This window comes from Nocardia sp. NPDC059154, assembly GCF_042755705.1.
GTDB lineage: Bacteria > Actinomycetota > Actinomycetes > Mycobacteriales > Mycobacteriaceae > Nocardia.
On sequence record NZ_JBHZCS010000023.1, the window covers coordinates 45,840 to 62,114 of the forward strand.

Genomic DNA, 16,275 nt, shown 5'->3' on the forward strand with positions numbered 1-16,275 from the left:
GGTTGTTCCGTTTCGTGATCATTGCGCCAGGTCGAGGGCGGCTCGGACGATGGACTCGGTGTCGATGCCGTGGTAGCGATAAACCTCGTGAAGTCCGCCGGCCTGGCCGAACTTGCTGACGCCAAGCGAGGTGGTCGGGACATGGTTGATTGTCGACAGGAAGGTCAGTGTGTGCGGGTGGCCGTCGAGAACGGTCACCATCGGCGCGGCGCGATCGGCAGCAAAGACCTGGTCCAGAATCCACGAGGGGGCATCACAGAGCCCACGTCGTGCCTGCACAGCGTCGAACAATCGGCCGGGACAGGTGACGCTGACGACGTCCGCGTCGATTCCCATCTCGGCGAGACGGTCTGCCGCGGCGAGGGTTTCGGTGACCATCGCGCCCATGCCGACCAGCGTCACCGCAGGGCGGCCCGACGCCGCGCGCAACAGGTAGGCGCCGGCCACGGCGTGACGGCGCCGGCGTTCCCTGGCCGCCGAATCTTGCGGCATGCCGGCGAGGGCTTGATCGACCGGCCTGGTGGACAGCCGCAGATAGGTGGAGCCGCCGCCGGGACGGCCGAGCCTGCCGATCGCGTCGAGCAGCATCCACTCCACCTCGACCACGAACGCGGGTTCGAAGCTCACGCAGCCGGGCTGCTCCAGCCCGATCGACGGTGTCTTGATCGACTGGTGTGCCCCACCTTCGGCCGCCAGGCTGACCCCGGACGGGGTACCCACCAGGATGGACTGGCCGCCCGCGTAGATGCCGTAGGACCAGGGTTCGAGGGCACGTTCCACGAACGGGTCATAAAGCACTCCGATCGGGAAAAGCGGCTGCCCCCAGCGGCTCCAGGTCGCGCCGAGCTCTCCCAGCAGCCCGACCAGGTTTGTTTCGGCAATGCCCAGTTCCATGTGTTGCCCGGTGGGATTTTCCCGCCAGTGCATGATGGTCTCGGCGTCGTCGGCGAACCAGTTGTGTCGTTCGGTCGGCGACCAAACCCCTACCTTGTTCAGCCATCCGGCGAGGTTGGTGCTCGAGCTGACGTCCGGGCTGACGGTAACCACACGCCGTGCCGCGTCGGGAGCCTGCCTGCTCAAGTCCAGCAGCGCTCGGCCCAGTGCTGCCTGGGTTGTCGATGTCCCGGTCGGCGTACGGCCGAAGTCGGCCGGCACCACGGGCGGGACCGTGGCGGCGGGGTCGTCACGATGCAGCCGCCGCGCGGCGTCGCCGCACAACTTACCGGCAGGTGTGTCGGGATCGAAGCGAGCCCACGGCCGGGCCGAGTCCATGCCGAGCTGGCCGGCGAGCTCATCGAACTGTTGCACGGTCAACAATGAGGAGTGGTTTTGGGGGTGTCCTTCGGTCGGCAGCCCGTAGCCCTTGATCGTGTAGGCGATGATCACAGTCGGCCTGGTGTCGTCGATTCTCGCGTACGCGGCGCGCAACGCATCGAGATCGTGGCCGCCCAGGTTGCGGATCGCGGCCAGCAGCATGGTGTCGTCCACGGAGGTGAGCAGGTCCGCGATTTCGCCTGCGTCGCTGCCCGCACCGGGCAGCCGGGTGCGCAGGTCGTCCGCGTCGCAGCGCAGCAGTCGCTGGTATTCGGCGTTGGGCATGGCGGTGATCCGTGCGCGCAGCGCGGAACCGCCGGGGCGGGCGAACAGTGACTCCAGCAGTCGGCCGAATGTGACGGTGATGACCTGCCAGCCAGCTGCGGCGAACATCTTCTCGAGCTTGCCTGCCGCGATGTTGGGTACGACGCGGTCGAGCGATTGCCGATTGAGATCTACGATCCACACGATCTCGCCGAGTTCGGGAACCGACGGGTCCTGCAACGCCTCCCACACCGCGCCTTCGTCCAGTTCGGCATCGCCGACCAGGGAATACTGACGACCCATGCCAACTGCGCCGAACGCGGCATCGACATAACGGCGAGCAAAAGCGCCCCAGATCGGGGCGGTAGCCCCGATCCCCACCGATCCGGTCGAGTAGTCGACCGGATCCGGGTCCTTGGCACGGCTGGGATACGACTGAAGTCCACCGAATTCCCGGAGGGTCGTCATGTACTTCTCATCGAGCTCGCCGAGCAGGTAATTGATCGCGTGCAACACAGGCGAGGCATGAGGTTTCACCGACACACGGTCGGCGGCACGCAACTGTTCGAACCACAGCGAGGTCATGATCGTGACCATCGATGCCGACGACGCCTGATGGCCGCCGACCTTCAGTCCGCCCGGGTTGGGTCGAATTCGGTTGGCGTGGTGCACCATTGCGGTCGCCAGCCACAGCACACGACGCTCGATGTCCGCGAGTGGGTCGGGCGAGGAGGAGTCGAGATCGGTGCGAAATGTCGCTGGGACTGTCATGTTTGAACTCCGGAGAGGTGACTGGCGCCGCAGCGCGGCCGCCGAAGCGAGAAGAGGTTGCGGACCGAGCTCCGCAGAGATTCAGGTCCGATCTTTCGAACACGAGTGCTGTGTCCGCTGCACGGTGCCGGATGTGGAGGCGGAGATGTCGCCGACGAGTTCCGAATCAGAGGTCCTGCGCCGCGGTCAAGCCCTGGCATGAACCGGATTGGTCAACGGCTCCAGGCCTTCGATGTCGATCGTCACCTCGTCCCCGGGCCGCAGCATGACCGGTGGGTTGCGAAGCACACCAATCCCGGCGGGAGTGCCTGTGACAATCAGGTCCCCTGGCTCGAGGGTGATCGTCCGGGTCAGGTAGGCGATCACCTCCGCCACCGGAAAGATCATGTCCGAGGTGTTGCCATCCTGCATGATCTGCCCGTTGAGAATCGTGCGGATCCGCAGCCGCTGCGGATCACGTAGTTCCGCAGCCGATGTCATGGCGCCCACGGGATCGAAGGTATCGAGCGACTTGCCCATGGTCTGCTGTCCGCCACCGGCAGTTCGCTGCAGTGTTCGGGCACTGACGTCATTGAAGGCGCAATAGCCCGCAACAGCGTCGAGTGCCTCCGCGGCCGAGATCCCCCGTACTCGCTCTCCGATCACCACCGCGAGCTCGGCCTCGTAGTCGATCTGGTGATCGAGCGCAGGGTCCGGCAAAACGATCGGGTCACCTGGACCGATCAGCGCGTTGGGCCAATGCCCGAAGAGCATCGGAATGTCGGGCACATCGACTCCGATTTCTCTGGCATGGTCGTAATAGTTGAGCCCGACGGCGATGATCTTCCCGGGCACGTCGATGGACAACGGCATCAGTTTTCCCTTCCTACGACGACACAGGGGTGGTTACCCGGGCTCCGGAGACAAGGCTGGAGTCCAGGTCGGCAATTGTGGCGGCACCGAGCAGGGCCATGGCCCTGTCCAACTCGGCGCGCAGGAGCTCGATCACCCGGACCACGCCCTCCTCACCGCCTGCCGCGAGCCCGTACAGATAGGGCCGGCCGACAAAGACCCCTGCAGCACCGAGGCAAAGCGCTTTGGCCACGTCATTGCCTCGTCGGATGCCTCCGTCGAGAAACACCTCTAGTCGGCCAGCGGCAGCGTCAACGACCTCAGAGAGCACATCTACGGTGGCCGGAACACCGTCGAGCTGGCGGCCACCGTGATTGGACACCACCACGCCATCCACCCCGGCTGCCACCAGCCGATCGCATTCATCCCCGCGCATGAGCCCCTTGACCAGCAACGGCCCGTCCCACAACGAACGGACGAGCTCGATGTCGTCCCAGGTCACCGAATAGGACGAAGACATGATGGTTTCGCGCGTCTGCTCCAGACTCAGCCGGGACCGGCCCCCGGGCCGCCACGGCCCGAAGTTCCCGCGCAGGAAATCCATCGCCCAGGCGGGTCGCGTAAGACCTGTGGCGAGCATCTGCGGGTGCCATGGTGGCCGGCTCAGCAGCTTATTGCGGGCATCGCGCTCGCGATTGCCGAAAACCGCGGTGTCGATCGTGATCGACAGCGTCCGGTAGCCCGCGGCCTTGACCCGCCGAAGCAGATCTGCGGTCTCCTCCGGCGTGCGTGGTAGATAGAGCTGGAACCAGAGCTTCGCCGAGGTGCACGCGGCGACGTCTTCGAGCGGAAACGCCGTCACCGTACTTTGCATGTAAACCGCGTCGGCTCGTGCCGCCGCCCTGGCCACGGCAAGTTCGGCACCGGAACGTGCGACGCGGCCGGCGCCGGTGGGCGCCAGCATGATCGGCATCGAGAGGTGCTCACCGAGCACAGTCGTCGAGAGGTCCCTTTTTGCGACGTCGACCAAGGGACGGGGCCGGAACTCGATGCGGTCGAAGGCCGACCTGTTTCGCCGGAGCGAGACCTCGTCTCCCGCACCGCCTTCGAGCGTGTCGAAAACCGGTCGTGGAAGCCTTTTCCGCGCGAGCCGCTGGAAGTCGTCGACGTTGACTGCGTCCTGCATCTTCACGAGCGCGGACCTCCGTTGTCGTTTGATGCCGGGACCACTGCGGCCCGGTCACCAAGCATCGTCTGGCTTTCGGACCGGTTTGGCCTACTGGCCTGTCCACGATCCTCAACCGGATTGCGTTGTCGGTATCGACAGCAATCCGGCACAGGCGGCCCGTGACGACCCCGGAATTGTCAACGTCACTAAGCGAATCGCTTCCGACTTCGGATCTCCCGCCGTGGCGGGTGGGTAGTGCATGAGACCACTGTTTGCTACATGACCGAAACCGCTACACGTCCGTCCGTCGATAGTGCGGAACTAGTGGGTCTTAGCGTCGTCGACGCCGACGTCCACAACATCTCGTATCCGCAAGCATTGCTGCCCTATCTGCCCAAACGCTGGGTCGAGCATCTCAATACGTACGGAATTCGCACCCGCCACGAGACCGATATTTCTCCCCCTCTTCGGCCGGGGGCGCAACGCTATGACGCGACGCCGCCGTGTGGCGTGGCGGGTGGGGACCCGCTGTTTGCCCGCGAACAGCATCTCGACGCATTTGGCGTTGACATCGCCATACTCAACAACATCCCCGGGCAGATCACGCATTCCGGCGGCAACGATCCGGTGGTGTTCTCTGCGGCTCTCGAGACGGCCAACAACGACTGGACTATGGACCAGTGGTTCGGGAGCGACCCCCGTTGGCGCGGCAGTGTCGCGATCCAATACGACAACCCGGCGTTCGCGGTGAAGGAGATCGAGCGATGCCGTGAACTCGACGACCGCTGGGTCCAGGTAATCGCGTCCACACGCACAGAGCGCCCGTTCGGCCATGAGAAGTACTGGCCTTTGTTCGACATCCTGACCCATTACGACATGCCGCTGGCATTTCATCCCGGCGGTTCGGGCATGAACCAGCTCAGCGGCGCGGGGTGGCCGTCGTACTACTTCGAAAATCACTCCGGCTACCAGAACGGTGCGTTGTCGCATGTGGCCAGCCTGGTTTTCGAAGGGGTCTTCGATCGCTGGCCCACCCTCAAGGTCGTGATCGTCGAGGGCGGCTGGTCTTGGGTGGCACCATTCGCCTGGCGGCTCGACCGGAACTTCGAGGTCCTCGGCGGTGAGGTCTCGCACCTGCAGCGGAAGCCATCCGAGTACCTGTCGGAGCACTTCTGGTTCACTACCCAGCCGATGGAGGAGCCCACCAAGCCGGCGTGGTTCAAGGACGCCTTCGCGCAATTCTGCTCACTCGGCCTCGGCGAACGCCTGATGTTCTCCAGTGACTATCCCCACTGGGACTACGACTCACCGGCCGAAGCATTGCCACGCGACCTCCCCCCGGATGTTCGCCGGTCGATCATGGCCGACGCGGCGGCAGCACTCTACGGCTTCGGCGCCTGAACCGATCGGAAGGAGAATCAGATGAGTGTCACGACACAGGCCCTCGGTACGGCGAAGTCTCTGGGTGGCTGGAGCGGCGCGATTGTCGACACCGACGTGCACGCACAGTTCGCCGGTTTATCCACCCTGTGGGAGTACCTCTCCCCCATGTGGAGAGACTTCATCACCGAGCGTGGTTATTCGGGCCCTTTCTCGATCGCTACGGTCTACCCGCCAGGGGCACCCAGCACGGTCGCTGCACAGTGGCGCCGGGAAGGCGGTCCGGCGGCCGCAAGCAATGTGGGCATTGTCCAGCAAGATGTGTTGGACGCCTGGCCGGTTCAGCAGGCCATTCTCAACTGCTACGCCGGACTCGACTCGGTTCGGCATCCGGACTTGGCCAATGCAATCGCGCGGGCCGTCAACGACTGGCTCATCGCCGAGTGGCTGGATCAAGACGACAGGCTGAAGGCCTCCATGGTCATCCCGATGCACACCTATGACGACATGGTCCGCGAAATCCACAGAGTCGGTTCACATCCGGGATTCGTTCAAGTTCTGATGCCGGTACGCTCCCCGGCCCTCTACGGCAGGCGCAACTGGTACCCCTTCTTCGAAGCAATCCTCGAACATGATCTGGTCTTCGGCATGCATCACGGTGGGACCAGCGATGGCGCCCCCACTCCCTGCGGCTGGCCATCGTGGTACATCGAGGAGCGCGCCGGGGAGCAACAGCTGTTCATGTCTCAACTGACAAGTGTTCTCTCGGAAGGGTTGTTCCAGAAATTCCCGACGCTGCGAATGGCAGTTCTGGAGGGTGGGTTCACCTGGGTACCTTCGCTCATGTGGAGACTCGACAAGGAATGGAAAGGTCTCCGGCGAACCGTTCCGTGGATGAAGACGGCGCCCAGTGAGGTGATCCGGGAGCACATTCGCTTCTCCACCGCACCGATCAATGCCGGTCCCCCCGACGAGATGGCCCGGATAATCGAGTGGCTGGGCCCGGAAATGCTGATGTTCGCGAGCGACTACCCACATGACCACGCCGATGACATTGAAGCGCTACTCGCGGTACTCCCCGCAGAGTCCCGGGCGGGCGTTATGGCGGACAATGCCAGAGCCTTCTACCGGATGAGCTGAAATTCGGCTCCGGGTCCCCGTCCATGGCAGGACCCGGAGCTGTTCAGGTGTTGTGGTCCAGATGAGCAGCAGAACGGGCTTGCGCATACTGCAGCGCCCACCAGACAGCCACGAGATCGTCAGTCTTCTTCAAAGAGCAACCGGTCAGCCGCTCGAATCGGTTGATCCGATAGCGGATGGTATTCACGTGCACCCAAAGCTCGTCTGCTGTGAGGTCGAGCCGCTGGCTGTTGGCCAGATAGCGCCGGACGGTATCGACGATGGCCGTCCCGGACTCGCCTTGATCTTCGAGGGGCGCAATGAAACGGCTGTAGAGCTGACCACTGACATCGTGGTCCGCGGTGATCGCAGCCCGCACACCGAGACCCGCTATGTCGTACACGCCCGCAGGCAGGCCGAAGGCCATCGCGGTCTGCAAAGCCCGCGTCGCGAGCTCGAACGCACGAGGGAGATCGAAGAAAGGAACTCGGGGAGATACCCCGATCACCATCAGCGGTGCCGCCACCGGCGGATCCGCGACGAAGCCGCACAAGTCACTGTCGACCAGAGCCACCAACCCGTTGCGGTTCGGCCCCTCACCGCCTTGTTGCAGGAACCGGAGCAGGACATCCAGGTTGCTGCCGGCATCGGGACGGGCGCGAACAGCGTAAAAGGGCTTGGACCAGTCGATTCCGAAGGACTCCAGGTCGTTGCGAAGGCTGGAACTGGAGTCACCGTCGATCAGCACTTTCCGCACCACCGTGCTGTGATGGTGATTGTCCCGCCACCGGATCGCTAGCTCGGCGGCGTGGTGCCCCTCCGCGGTGACGACCATCGCGGTGTCCACGTACGCGATGCTGCGCTCGAACAGCTCGAGCAGCAACGTCTCGCGATCGCTGTCGTTCTGCAGCAGCTCACGTGCCCTGCGACGCAGCTCCTGGTGCGCGATTCGGTATGCCTGCAGCATTTCCCCAGCGGGTACACCTTGCTGGGCGCGGATCTGACCCGCCGAGAAGAACCGGTCATAATCCTCGGCCTTGACGAAGGAACGACGGTCGGCGTTCATCTCCGCCCACCTCAGCATCGGGATGCGCGCGAACTCCTCCGCGGAGAGGTCGCCGTAGGCGGCCAGCTCGTCGCGCATCCTGGTTTCGAGCCGCACCCGAAAGGTCGAGTCGCTCAGAATCGACTCGATCAAGGTGTCGCATATCGCGGTCACGCCATCTGCACCCGCACGGCTCTTCTGTTCGAGGTCGGCCACATCGCCCTCCTCGGGTCTACAGTATTTCGATTTTATAGATCAAGAGTCAGACTGCCGGAGAGTGCACGCGAACAACAGACCATTATCGTCTCGTTGTCCTCCTTCTCGTCCTCGGTGAGAAAGGAGTCCCGGTGGTCCGGGATGCCGTTGAGAACGGCAGTCTCACAGGTGCCACAGGTGCCCTCACGGCACGAGGTCGGCACCTCGACCCCGACCTTGGCGATGGCGTCGACGATGGTCTCGTCCGACTCGACCCGCACGGTGACGCCGGTCCGTTCCAGCATGACCTCGAACGCGGTGGCCTCGCCATCGAGAGCACCGTCGCGCGGATGGAAGCGCTCAACGTGAAGTGAGCCTGCGGGCCATCGGGCGCACTGCTCTTCCACTGCGATCAACAGCTTCTCCGGGCCACAGCAGTACACGGCGGTCCCCTGTTCTGCGTCACCGACAAACCCGTCGAGGTCCAGCAGGCCGAACTCGTCTTCCGGACGCATCTGGACACGATCACCGTATCCGCCGAGCCGATCGCGGAAGGCCATGGTTGCCAGATTGCGCCCGCCGTAGAGCAACCTCCAATCGGAACCTCCTGCGTCGGCCGCGGCGATCATCGGTAGCAGCGGAGTGACTCCGATACCCCCGGCGATGAAAAGCAGCCGCTGTGCCGCGACGAGGGGGAAGTTGTTACGCGGGCCGCGCACCGTCAACGTGTCCCCGACGCGCAGGCTTCTGTGCACCCATTCCGAGCCGCCACGGCTTGCGGGTTCCCGCAACACGCCGACCGTCCACACAGTCCGATCGGAGGGGTCACCACACAGCGAGTATTGGCGGACGAGGCCTCCGGGCAGGTGCAAATCGATGTGCGCACCAGGAGTCCAGGCCGGCAGATCCGCGCCGATCGGAGAACGCAGGTCGATACCGAGCACGCCTTGCGCGAGCTCGGTCAGACCTGAAACCACCAGGTCGAGCTCGAGTTCGCTGCCTACGCCATTGGAGTCTCGCTTCATCCTCCCAACGCTAGGCACCACTCCGCTGCACATCCGATGTACGCGTCGACAATGTTCCCGGTTCGAGCATTGGAGATGAACGCCACACGAACAAACGTGGGGAGAGTCGTTGTGCTCATCGCCAATCCGGACATTCCGATCCTCGGCCGCGCCGCTATAGGTGTGACACCCGTCTCTTGAGACGCTGCATCGGAGCCCAGTACCTGCGCGGTTCCGGTCTTCGACCTCCGCCCGGCCAAAGGAGTCTGGAATGAAAAAACATGTGGTCGCACGCGTCAGCGATGTGCCCGAGGGCGAGCACCGCATCGTCGAAGTGAACGGTCGTTCGATCGGGATCTACAACGTCGGCGGCACGTTTCGGGCCCTGCTCAACCGCTGCCCACACCAGGGCGCCGCCCTCTGCAAGGGCGCGGTCGTCAGCGAGCTCGAGTCGAATGCTCCTGGTGAGTTCGAATTCAACCCGGAAAACAAGTTCGTCGTGTGCCCTTGGCATGGCTGGGAATTCGAGCTCGAGACCGGTCAATCGTGGTTCGACGCAGACCGCACCCGTGTTCGAAAGTACGACGTCACGGTCGAGCACGGCGACGAGATCGCGATGGCAATCGACGAAGCGGCTCGACAGGGCGGCCGGGTCAAGGGCCCCTATGTGGCGGAAGTTCTGCAGGTAGAAACGGACAACGACTATGTGGTCGTCTCGACACCACGCTGATCGCGGGTCGCCAGGGTTGCCCCGGCTACACAGTTGACAACTGCCTCGGCAGATATGTCGGTGCCCGGCCGTGCGGCAGACTGCCTGCTAGGTGCTCGTCACCGCGAGCCGCGAGTCCCGCCGACACATCACCCAGTTCTGCACTGGCACAGGCCATGCCGTACGACGCTCTCTCTGGATTGACAGTCAGGCAGCCGCCGGAATCCATATGCACACGAAAGGCTCGACATGAAATTCGGTATCAGATACTGCAACATCGGTCCTTACGCGAATCCGGTCGGAGCCGTGGAGCTGGCCCAAGCAGCCGAAGCGGCAGGGTTCGAGTCCATGTGGACAACGGAGCACATCGTGTTTCCCGCCGATCACTCGTCGGCGTACCCCTACACCAGTGACGGCAAAATCGGAGCCAACCTGGGCAGTTTCGACTGGCCCGACCCACTGATCTGGCTGGCCTATGTGGCTGCGGCAACCAGTCGTATCCGCCTGGCGACCGGGATATTGATCTTGCCTCAGCACAATCCGCTGCAGCTCGCGAAGCAGGTTGCCTCGCTCGACCACCTCTCCGGCGGACGGGTCCTCCTCGGCGTCGGCGTCGGCTGGCTGCGAGAGGAGGCGGAAGCGATGGGTACTTCCTTCGACGATCGTGGCCAACGTGCCGATGAATACATCCAGGTTATTCGCGAACTCTGGAGCAAGCCCGAGCCGTCGTTCCACGGGGACTTCGTACGATTCCCGCCGTCGTACATGGAGCCGAAGCCTGTTCACGGCACCGTCCCGATCATCGTGGCCGGTGAGGTGAACGCCGCAGTCCGCCGGGCCGCGCGGCTCGGTGACGGGTTCTTCCCATCGCGCGGACTCTCCGTACGTCAGCTCGAGCTACTCCGTAGCAGCGCTGAGGAATACGGGCGCGATCCGGCGGAAATCGAAATCACGGTCAGCATGCCCACAGACCTCGATCTCCTCCCGGAGCTGGCGGCACAGGGCGTCGGCCGCGTACTCATCCCGGTAAACCCGGCCGCCGGCTCATCGGCTCCCGTTTCGGGCATCGACGACTTGCCTGGCTGGACCCACGTCATCGAGCGCTACAAAGACCTGTAGTTCTCGATCAGTGGCTCGGCTCGAACAAATCGACTCTGCCGTCACCGATGCCTGCCAGGCGGTTTGGACCAGTCGGGGCTGCCTGGTCGTGGAGGCAGTCCCGTGTCCGGCCCGGTTCGACTTGACATGTTTCGCAAAATTTGCGAAACCTAGCCCGCCACAATAGGACTCACACGAGCGTGAGTACTGGATTTCACCTCCGGGCTCACAGCCCTTGCGGTGTTGAATCTGTGGTGATGTCTGACAACAAATGCGCCAACCGCATAGCGCAGACGACGAGATCAGATCCGATCGGTCAAGACCGATTCGGTGAATCAAGACGTTCGCTTCCGCCCTGTCGCCGAGGTCACACTGCGACGACGCTTGCTATCAGGGCCCAGTAAACAGACATCATCACCGATAGGTCGTAGAGCAACCATGGCAAAGGCCTCATCCTCCAACGATGTTCCTGACACACAATCAGATCCGCCGGAGTCGATGGATCTCGACGCGTTGTGTGCCCTGCAACTCCGGCGGCTCCGATGGACCCTTCAGCACGCATACGAGAATGTGCCCTTCTACAGGCGGCGTTTCGACGAACTCGGGGTGCGCCCGGAGGACTGCAGATCCCTCGACGACTTGGTCAATTATCCGTTTACGACCAAGCAGGACCTGCGAGACAACTACCCATTCGGCATGTTCGCAGTGCCACAAGAACGCGTCGCCCGGATCCATGCTTCGAGTGGAACGACGGGCGAACCGACCGTCGTCGGGTACACATCGGAAGACCTTGACGTATGGGCGAGCCTAGTGGCCCGGAGCATACGAGCCGCCGGCGGTCGTCCGGGACACAAGGTCCATATCTCCTACGGCTACGGCCTGTTCACGGGCGGTCTCGGTGCACACTACGGTGCAGAGCGGCTGGGATGCACGGTGATTCCCGCCTCGGGCGGGATGACCGCTCGCCAGGTGAAGATCATCACCGACTTTCGCCCCGAAATAATCATGGCCACGCCGTCGTACATGCTGACCCTCCTCGACGAATTCGAACGGCAAGGTGTGGACCCCCGATCCAGTTCGCTGAAAGTCGGAATATTCGGAGCCGAACCGTGGACCGAGGCAATGCGACAGGAGATCGAGGCACGGCTCGGGATCGATGCACTCGATACATATGGACTATCGGAGGTAATCGGGCCCGGTGTGGCCCAGGAGTGCATCGAGACGAAAGATGGACCGCACATCTGGGAAGATCATTTTCTTCCGGAGATCATAGACCCGGCCACCATGACAACCTTGCCGGATGGCGCTCATGGCGAGATTGTTTTCACCTCCCTCACCAAACAGGCCTTCCCAATTATTCGATACCGAACTCGCGACCTGTCCACGCTGCTCCCTGGAACGGCTCGACCAGCCTTCCGCCGTCTAGCCCGAGTCACCGGCCGTAGTGACGACATGATCGTGCTTCGAGGGGTGAATCTCTTTCCATCGCAAATCGAGGAAGTCATTCTTCGCGAAGCGAATCTCACGCCTCACTATCAGCTCGTCCGCTCCCGGCAGGGAAGGATGGACACGCTCACTGTACGGGTCGAATCACACGATCGTGCGTCGGCCAAAGAACAGGCGGCCGCAGCGAATTCACTGCGACGTGCGATAAAGCAGGCCATAGGGGTCAGTGTCGACGTGGATATCGTCGCCCCCCACTCGATGGCAAGGTCCGAAGGAAAGATCCAGCGAGTCATCGACGAGCGGACCGCCTGAGGCAGGCTGTTCCGCAGGAGGGCCTCTGTCAGTACGGCGGATCTTCGGGCCGCTGAGACCGAGTTGTCACAAAAATCTGCGAACCACCCAGCAATTGCTGGGTGGTTCGCAGCTGTTTCCCGACCTCGACCACTTACCGACCTAACTCGCGCAGACTCTCGAGCCGCGTCGGTTCCGAATCATTCGTAGCGCCCGCCCTTTTCGCTCAGTGCCACCAATGCTTCGCTGGGCTGGAACCGCGGGCCGTAGTCCAGTTCCAATTCCTGGCAACGCGAGACGAATCCGGGCAGGCCACCCTCGTACTGGTTGGCAAACTGCAGAACCCCGCCTGTCCAGCCGGGGAAGCCGACACCGAGGATGGATCCGACGTTGGCTTCCGGGACGGTTCGGACGACGCCTTCCTCGAAACAGCGGATGGCTTCCAGAACTTCACGGAAGAGCAAGCGCTCTTTCAGATCGACGAAGTCGATGCCGTGGTGCGCGGCGCCGACAGCCTCACTCAATCCGACCCACAGTCCGTTGCGCCGGCCGTCGTGGTAGTCGTAGAACCCAGTGCCATCTGCTCTGCCGGTGCGCTCGAGTTCCTTGACCAACCGCTGAAGTAGCTGACCGGTTTCGGCAGCACTGCTAGACGGATCACGACCGAACGTGTCCGCGATCTCGTCGCTGATTCGACTCATGACGGGCAAACCCAGATCATCGACCAGGGCAAGAACTCCGGTCGGGTAGCCGGACTGCGTGGCGCCTTGTTCTATGGAGCTTGCTGGAATCCCCTCGACGAGAAGCCGCAGCGCCTCGTCGATATACGCCTCCAGAATCCGAGTGGTGAAGAAGCCCGGACCATCACCGACGACGATCGCCGTTTTGCCGAGTTGCCTGGCGAAATCGATTGCCTTGGCAAGGGTTTCGTCGCTCGCTCGTTCGGCGGCAGCGATCTCGACCAATGCCATCTTCTCGACAGGAGCGAAAAAGTGCATGCCCACAACGTTTTCGGGTGCGGGTGCCTTGTCGGCAAGGGTCGCAATGGGAATCGCCGAGGAGTTCGACAAGACCAACGTGTCCGGGCCCAGACGGCCGGCGGCCGCCGCGAGCAGCTGCTGACGGCGTCCGCCGTCATCGAAGACCGATTCGATCAGGACATCCGCGCCGCCGGGGCAGTCGTCGAGGGTCCACGCAGTCACCTGTACCGCACTCTCGGGAGCACCGATCGCCTCTGCCTTCGCAGCCTCGAGCAGTTTCACCGCATGCGCCTTGACGGACTCGGCATCCGCGATGTGCTCGGCCGCGACCGCGACGTCGATGCCGGCAGCCGCACAGGCGTAGGCGATTCCGCCGGTAACCGGCCCTGTACCGACGATCAGCGCCCTCGCGGCTCGGTACTGCGGGTACCCAGCAGGCCTGTTGGTGGCGCGCCGGATAACCCTTGGATCGAAGAACTTCGCCTTGATGATGTTCGACGAGATCTGACTCCCGACGAGTCCTGCACAGTATCTGGACTCGATTGCCTGTGCGCTCACGAAATCGACCTGTGCGCCCTCCACCACCGCGGCGAGGATCGCTTCCGCAGCGGGGTCGGGTGCGCCGCGTGTCTTCTTACGAAGCGCTGCCGGCAGCGTGGAGAGCAAGGATGCAGCACGCCGGTCGGACGGAGCGCCGCCAGGAATCAGATAGCCGGGCTTGTCCCATGGTTGAATCGCCTCCGGCTGTGAAGCGATCCAGCGCTTCGCGGCCACAACCAGATCGCCGGCACTGGTTACCAATTCGTCCACAAGCCCGGCCGGCAGAGCCTCCACTGGGCTGAATTTGGTTCCCGGCCAGAGGAATTCCGTCAACGCTTTCTGAATACCGAACATACGGACGGTCCGCACGGTGCCGCCCGCCCCTGCCAGGAGGCCGAGCGTAGATTCCGGCAAGCCCACCAGAGCATTCGGATCATCGACTACGACACGGTAGTGGCAGGCGAGCGCGATCTCGTAGCCCCCTCCGAGCGCGGCACCGTTGATCGCAGCTACAACGGGCCGCCCGAAGGTCTCCAACCTGCGCAGGTTCGTCTTCAGTTCGTTGAGCATCGACTCGACCGCTGGAATCTGGTCGGGACCTGCCGTGACGAATGAGGTGAGATCCGCTCCGGCGAAGAAGGTCTTCTTGCCCGACGTCAGGACGACCCCGGTGATGGAGTCACGCTCGGCCTCCAGACGGGCCAGCACAGCTGGGAATTCCCGGACGAATCGCTCGTTCGCGGTGTTCGTCCTGTGGTCGGGATCGTTCATGGTGAGGACGACAACACCATCGGAGTGATGCTGCCAATCGAACATAGGGTGATCAAAACTGGTCATGGGTGCTCCATCGAACGCGAGATACGTACGGGTCGGATGTGGGTCAAATGCGCTCGATGAGCGTTGCTATGCCCATTCCGGCGCCGATACACAAGGTGACGACAGCCCGGCGCGCGTTGCGCCGCTCCAATTCGTCGACGACTGTTCCGACCAGCATCGCGCCGGTGGCTCCCAGCGGGTGGCCCATCGCGATGGCTCCGCCGTTGACGTTGACCTTCTCTTCGGGAATGTCCAAGTCCTTGATGTACTTCAGAGCAACTGCGGCGAACGCTTCATTGATCTCGAAGAGGTCGATGTCGTCGACACCAAGGCCCGCTGTGGCGAGGAGTTTGCGGGTTACGGGGATCGGCCCGGTCAGCATGATCGTCGAATCCGCGCCGGAGGTTGCCGTACCGACTACACGTGCGCGAGGGGTCAGTCCGTACCGGGAACCGGCCGCCTCGGTGCCCACCAGAACCAAGGACGCGCCGTCGACGATTCCCGACGAGTTGCCCGCGTGGTGAACGTGGTCGATCTTCTCCACCCAGTGATAACGCTGCAGCGCGACCGCGTCGTACACGTGTGCTCCGATCTCGGCGAAGGCCGAAGGCAATTTCGCCAGGGACTCGACGGTCGTGTTCGGACGCATGTGCTCGTCGTGGTCGAGCATCAGGGAGCCATTGTGGTCCCGCACGGCGACAACGGATTTCGAGAAGTAGCCACCGGACCAGGCAGCCGCGGCCCGTTGCTGGGACCGGACCGCGTAGGCGTCGACGATCTCCCGCGTGAATCCCTCGATGGTGGCAATCAGGTCGGCGCCGATGCCTTGCGGCACATAACCCGTGGCGAGTGCGGTGGCCGGATCCTCGGCCCATGCGCCACGGTCCGAGCCCATCGCCACTCGGGACATCGATTCGACTCCGCCGGCCAGAACGAGCGAGTCCCATCCCGATCGAACCTTTTGAGCGGCGATGTGCACCGCCTCGAGTCCCGAACCGCAGAATCGGTTGACCTGCAGCCCACCGACTGTGTCCGACAGTCCGGCTGCGAGTGCGGCAATCCGCGGAAGCACGGACCCCTGGTCGCCGAGCGGCGACACGATCCCCAGAACTATGTCGTCGATGGCTGCCGGATCGAGATCGGGGTGGCGAGCACGTAGCTCTTGAATGAGCCCGACCACCAGCGAGATCGGCTTGACGGTGTGCAGCGCACCGGTCGCGCGCCCCTTTCCGCGTGGAGTGCGGATGGCGTCGTAGATGAACGCTTCATGGAGTTCGGCAGTCACTGTGTTCTCCGTTCTGGAT

The 16,275-nt window shown here is 63.3% G+C and carries 12 protein-coding genes; 5 read left to right on the top strand and 7 right to left on the bottom strand.

The genetic code is table 11. The features are described from left to right. Positions 1 to 18: 18 nt before the first annotated feature. The 3 genes from ACFXN1_RS20890 to ACFXN1_RS20900 all read right to left on the bottom strand — a co-directional run bounded on the left by ACFXN1_RS20890 (position 19) and on the right by ACFXN1_RS20900 (position 4,366). Positions 19 to 2,349 (bottom strand): transketolase C-terminal domain-containing protein, encoded by a 2,331-nt coding sequence (locus ACFXN1_RS20890; RefSeq protein ID WP_379437993.1) that lies wholly within the window; start codon positions 2,347 to 2,349, stop codon positions 19 to 21. A gap of 186 nt (positions 2,350 to 2,535) precedes the next feature. Further along, on the bottom strand, positions 2,536 to 3,201 hold the full coding sequence (locus ACFXN1_RS20895) for a fumarylacetoacetate hydrolase family protein (RefSeq protein ID WP_379437992.1): 666 nt from the start codon (positions 3,199 to 3,201) through the stop codon (positions 2,536 to 2,538). 13 nt (positions 3,202 to 3,214) lie between these two features. Further along, positions 3,215 to 4,366, bottom strand: coding sequence for an alpha-hydroxy acid oxidase (locus ACFXN1_RS20900; protein ID WP_379438041.1), 1,152 nt, complete (start codon positions 4,364 to 4,366; stop codon positions 3,215 to 3,217). A gap of 261 nt (positions 4,367 to 4,627) precedes the next feature. Between ACFXN1_RS20900 and ACFXN1_RS20905 the strand changes: the two genes are divergently transcribed. Next, positions 4,628 to 5,749 (top strand): amidohydrolase family protein, encoded by a 1,122-nt coding sequence (locus ACFXN1_RS20905; RefSeq protein WP_379437990.1) that lies wholly within the window; start codon positions 4,628 to 4,630, stop codon positions 5,747 to 5,749. 21 nt (positions 5,750 to 5,770) lie between these two features. After that, positions 5,771 to 6,868: an amidohydrolase family protein gene (locus ACFXN1_RS20910; RefSeq protein ID WP_379437989.1), complete on the top strand. Its 1,098-nt coding sequence runs from the start codon at positions 5,771 to 5,773 to the stop codon at positions 6,866 to 6,868. Between the two features lie 43 nt (positions 6,869 to 6,911). On the opposite strand, the gene ACFXN1_RS20915 is transcribed toward ACFXN1_RS20910, so the two are convergent. Together ACFXN1_RS20915 and ACFXN1_RS20920 are read right to left on the bottom strand one after the other, a co-directional pair. Further along, complete coding sequence (locus tag ACFXN1_RS20915; protein WP_379437987.1) at positions 6,912 to 8,108, bottom strand: PucR family transcriptional regulator; 1,197 nt, start codon at positions 8,106 to 8,108, stop codon at positions 6,912 to 6,914. A gap of 32 nt (positions 8,109 to 8,140) precedes the next feature. Continuing rightward, positions 8,141 to 9,112 carry a PDR/VanB family oxidoreductase gene (locus ACFXN1_RS20920; protein ID WP_379437985.1) on the bottom strand — a complete coding sequence of 324 codons (972 nt, stop codon included), beginning with the start codon at positions 9,110 to 9,112 and terminating at the stop codon, positions 8,141 to 8,143. Positions 9,113 to 9,362: 250 nt separating this feature from the next. Between ACFXN1_RS20920 and ACFXN1_RS20925 the strand changes: the two genes are divergently transcribed. The 3 genes from ACFXN1_RS20925 (at position 9,363) to paaK (ending at position 12,656) form a co-directional block, all read left to right on the top strand. Then, the gene (locus ACFXN1_RS20925; RefSeq protein WP_379437983.1) at positions 9,363 to 9,821 is read left to right on the top strand and encodes a Rieske (2Fe-2S) protein; all 459 of its coding nucleotides are present in this window, start codon (positions 9,363 to 9,365) and stop codon (positions 9,819 to 9,821) included. A gap of 228 nt (positions 9,822 to 10,049) precedes the next feature. Further along, entirely contained in the window at positions 10,050 to 10,919 is an 870-nt protein-coding gene (locus ACFXN1_RS20930) for an LLM class F420-dependent oxidoreductase (protein ID WP_379437981.1), read from the top strand. A gap of 417 nt (positions 10,920 to 11,336) precedes the next feature. After that, entirely contained in the window at positions 11,337 to 12,656 is a 1,320-nt protein-coding gene (paaK, locus tag ACFXN1_RS20935; protein WP_379437979.1) for a phenylacetate--CoA ligase PaaK, read from the top strand. 179 nt (positions 12,657 to 12,835) lie between these two features. Here the strand turns inward: paaK and ACFXN1_RS20940 are convergent, their stop codons facing one another. Continuing rightward, positions 12,836 to 14,992 carry an enoyl-CoA hydratase-related protein gene (locus tag ACFXN1_RS20940; protein ID WP_379437977.1) on the bottom strand — a complete coding sequence of 719 codons (2,157 nt, stop codon included), beginning with the start codon at positions 14,990 to 14,992 and terminating at the stop codon, positions 12,836 to 12,838. Between the two features lie 43 nt (positions 14,993 to 15,035). After that, positions 15,036 to 16,256: an acetyl-CoA C-acetyltransferase gene (locus ACFXN1_RS20945; protein WP_379437975.1), complete on the bottom strand. Its 1,221-nt coding sequence runs from the start codon at positions 16,254 to 16,256 to the stop codon at positions 15,036 to 15,038. Positions 16,257 to 16,275 lie beyond the last annotated feature (19 nt).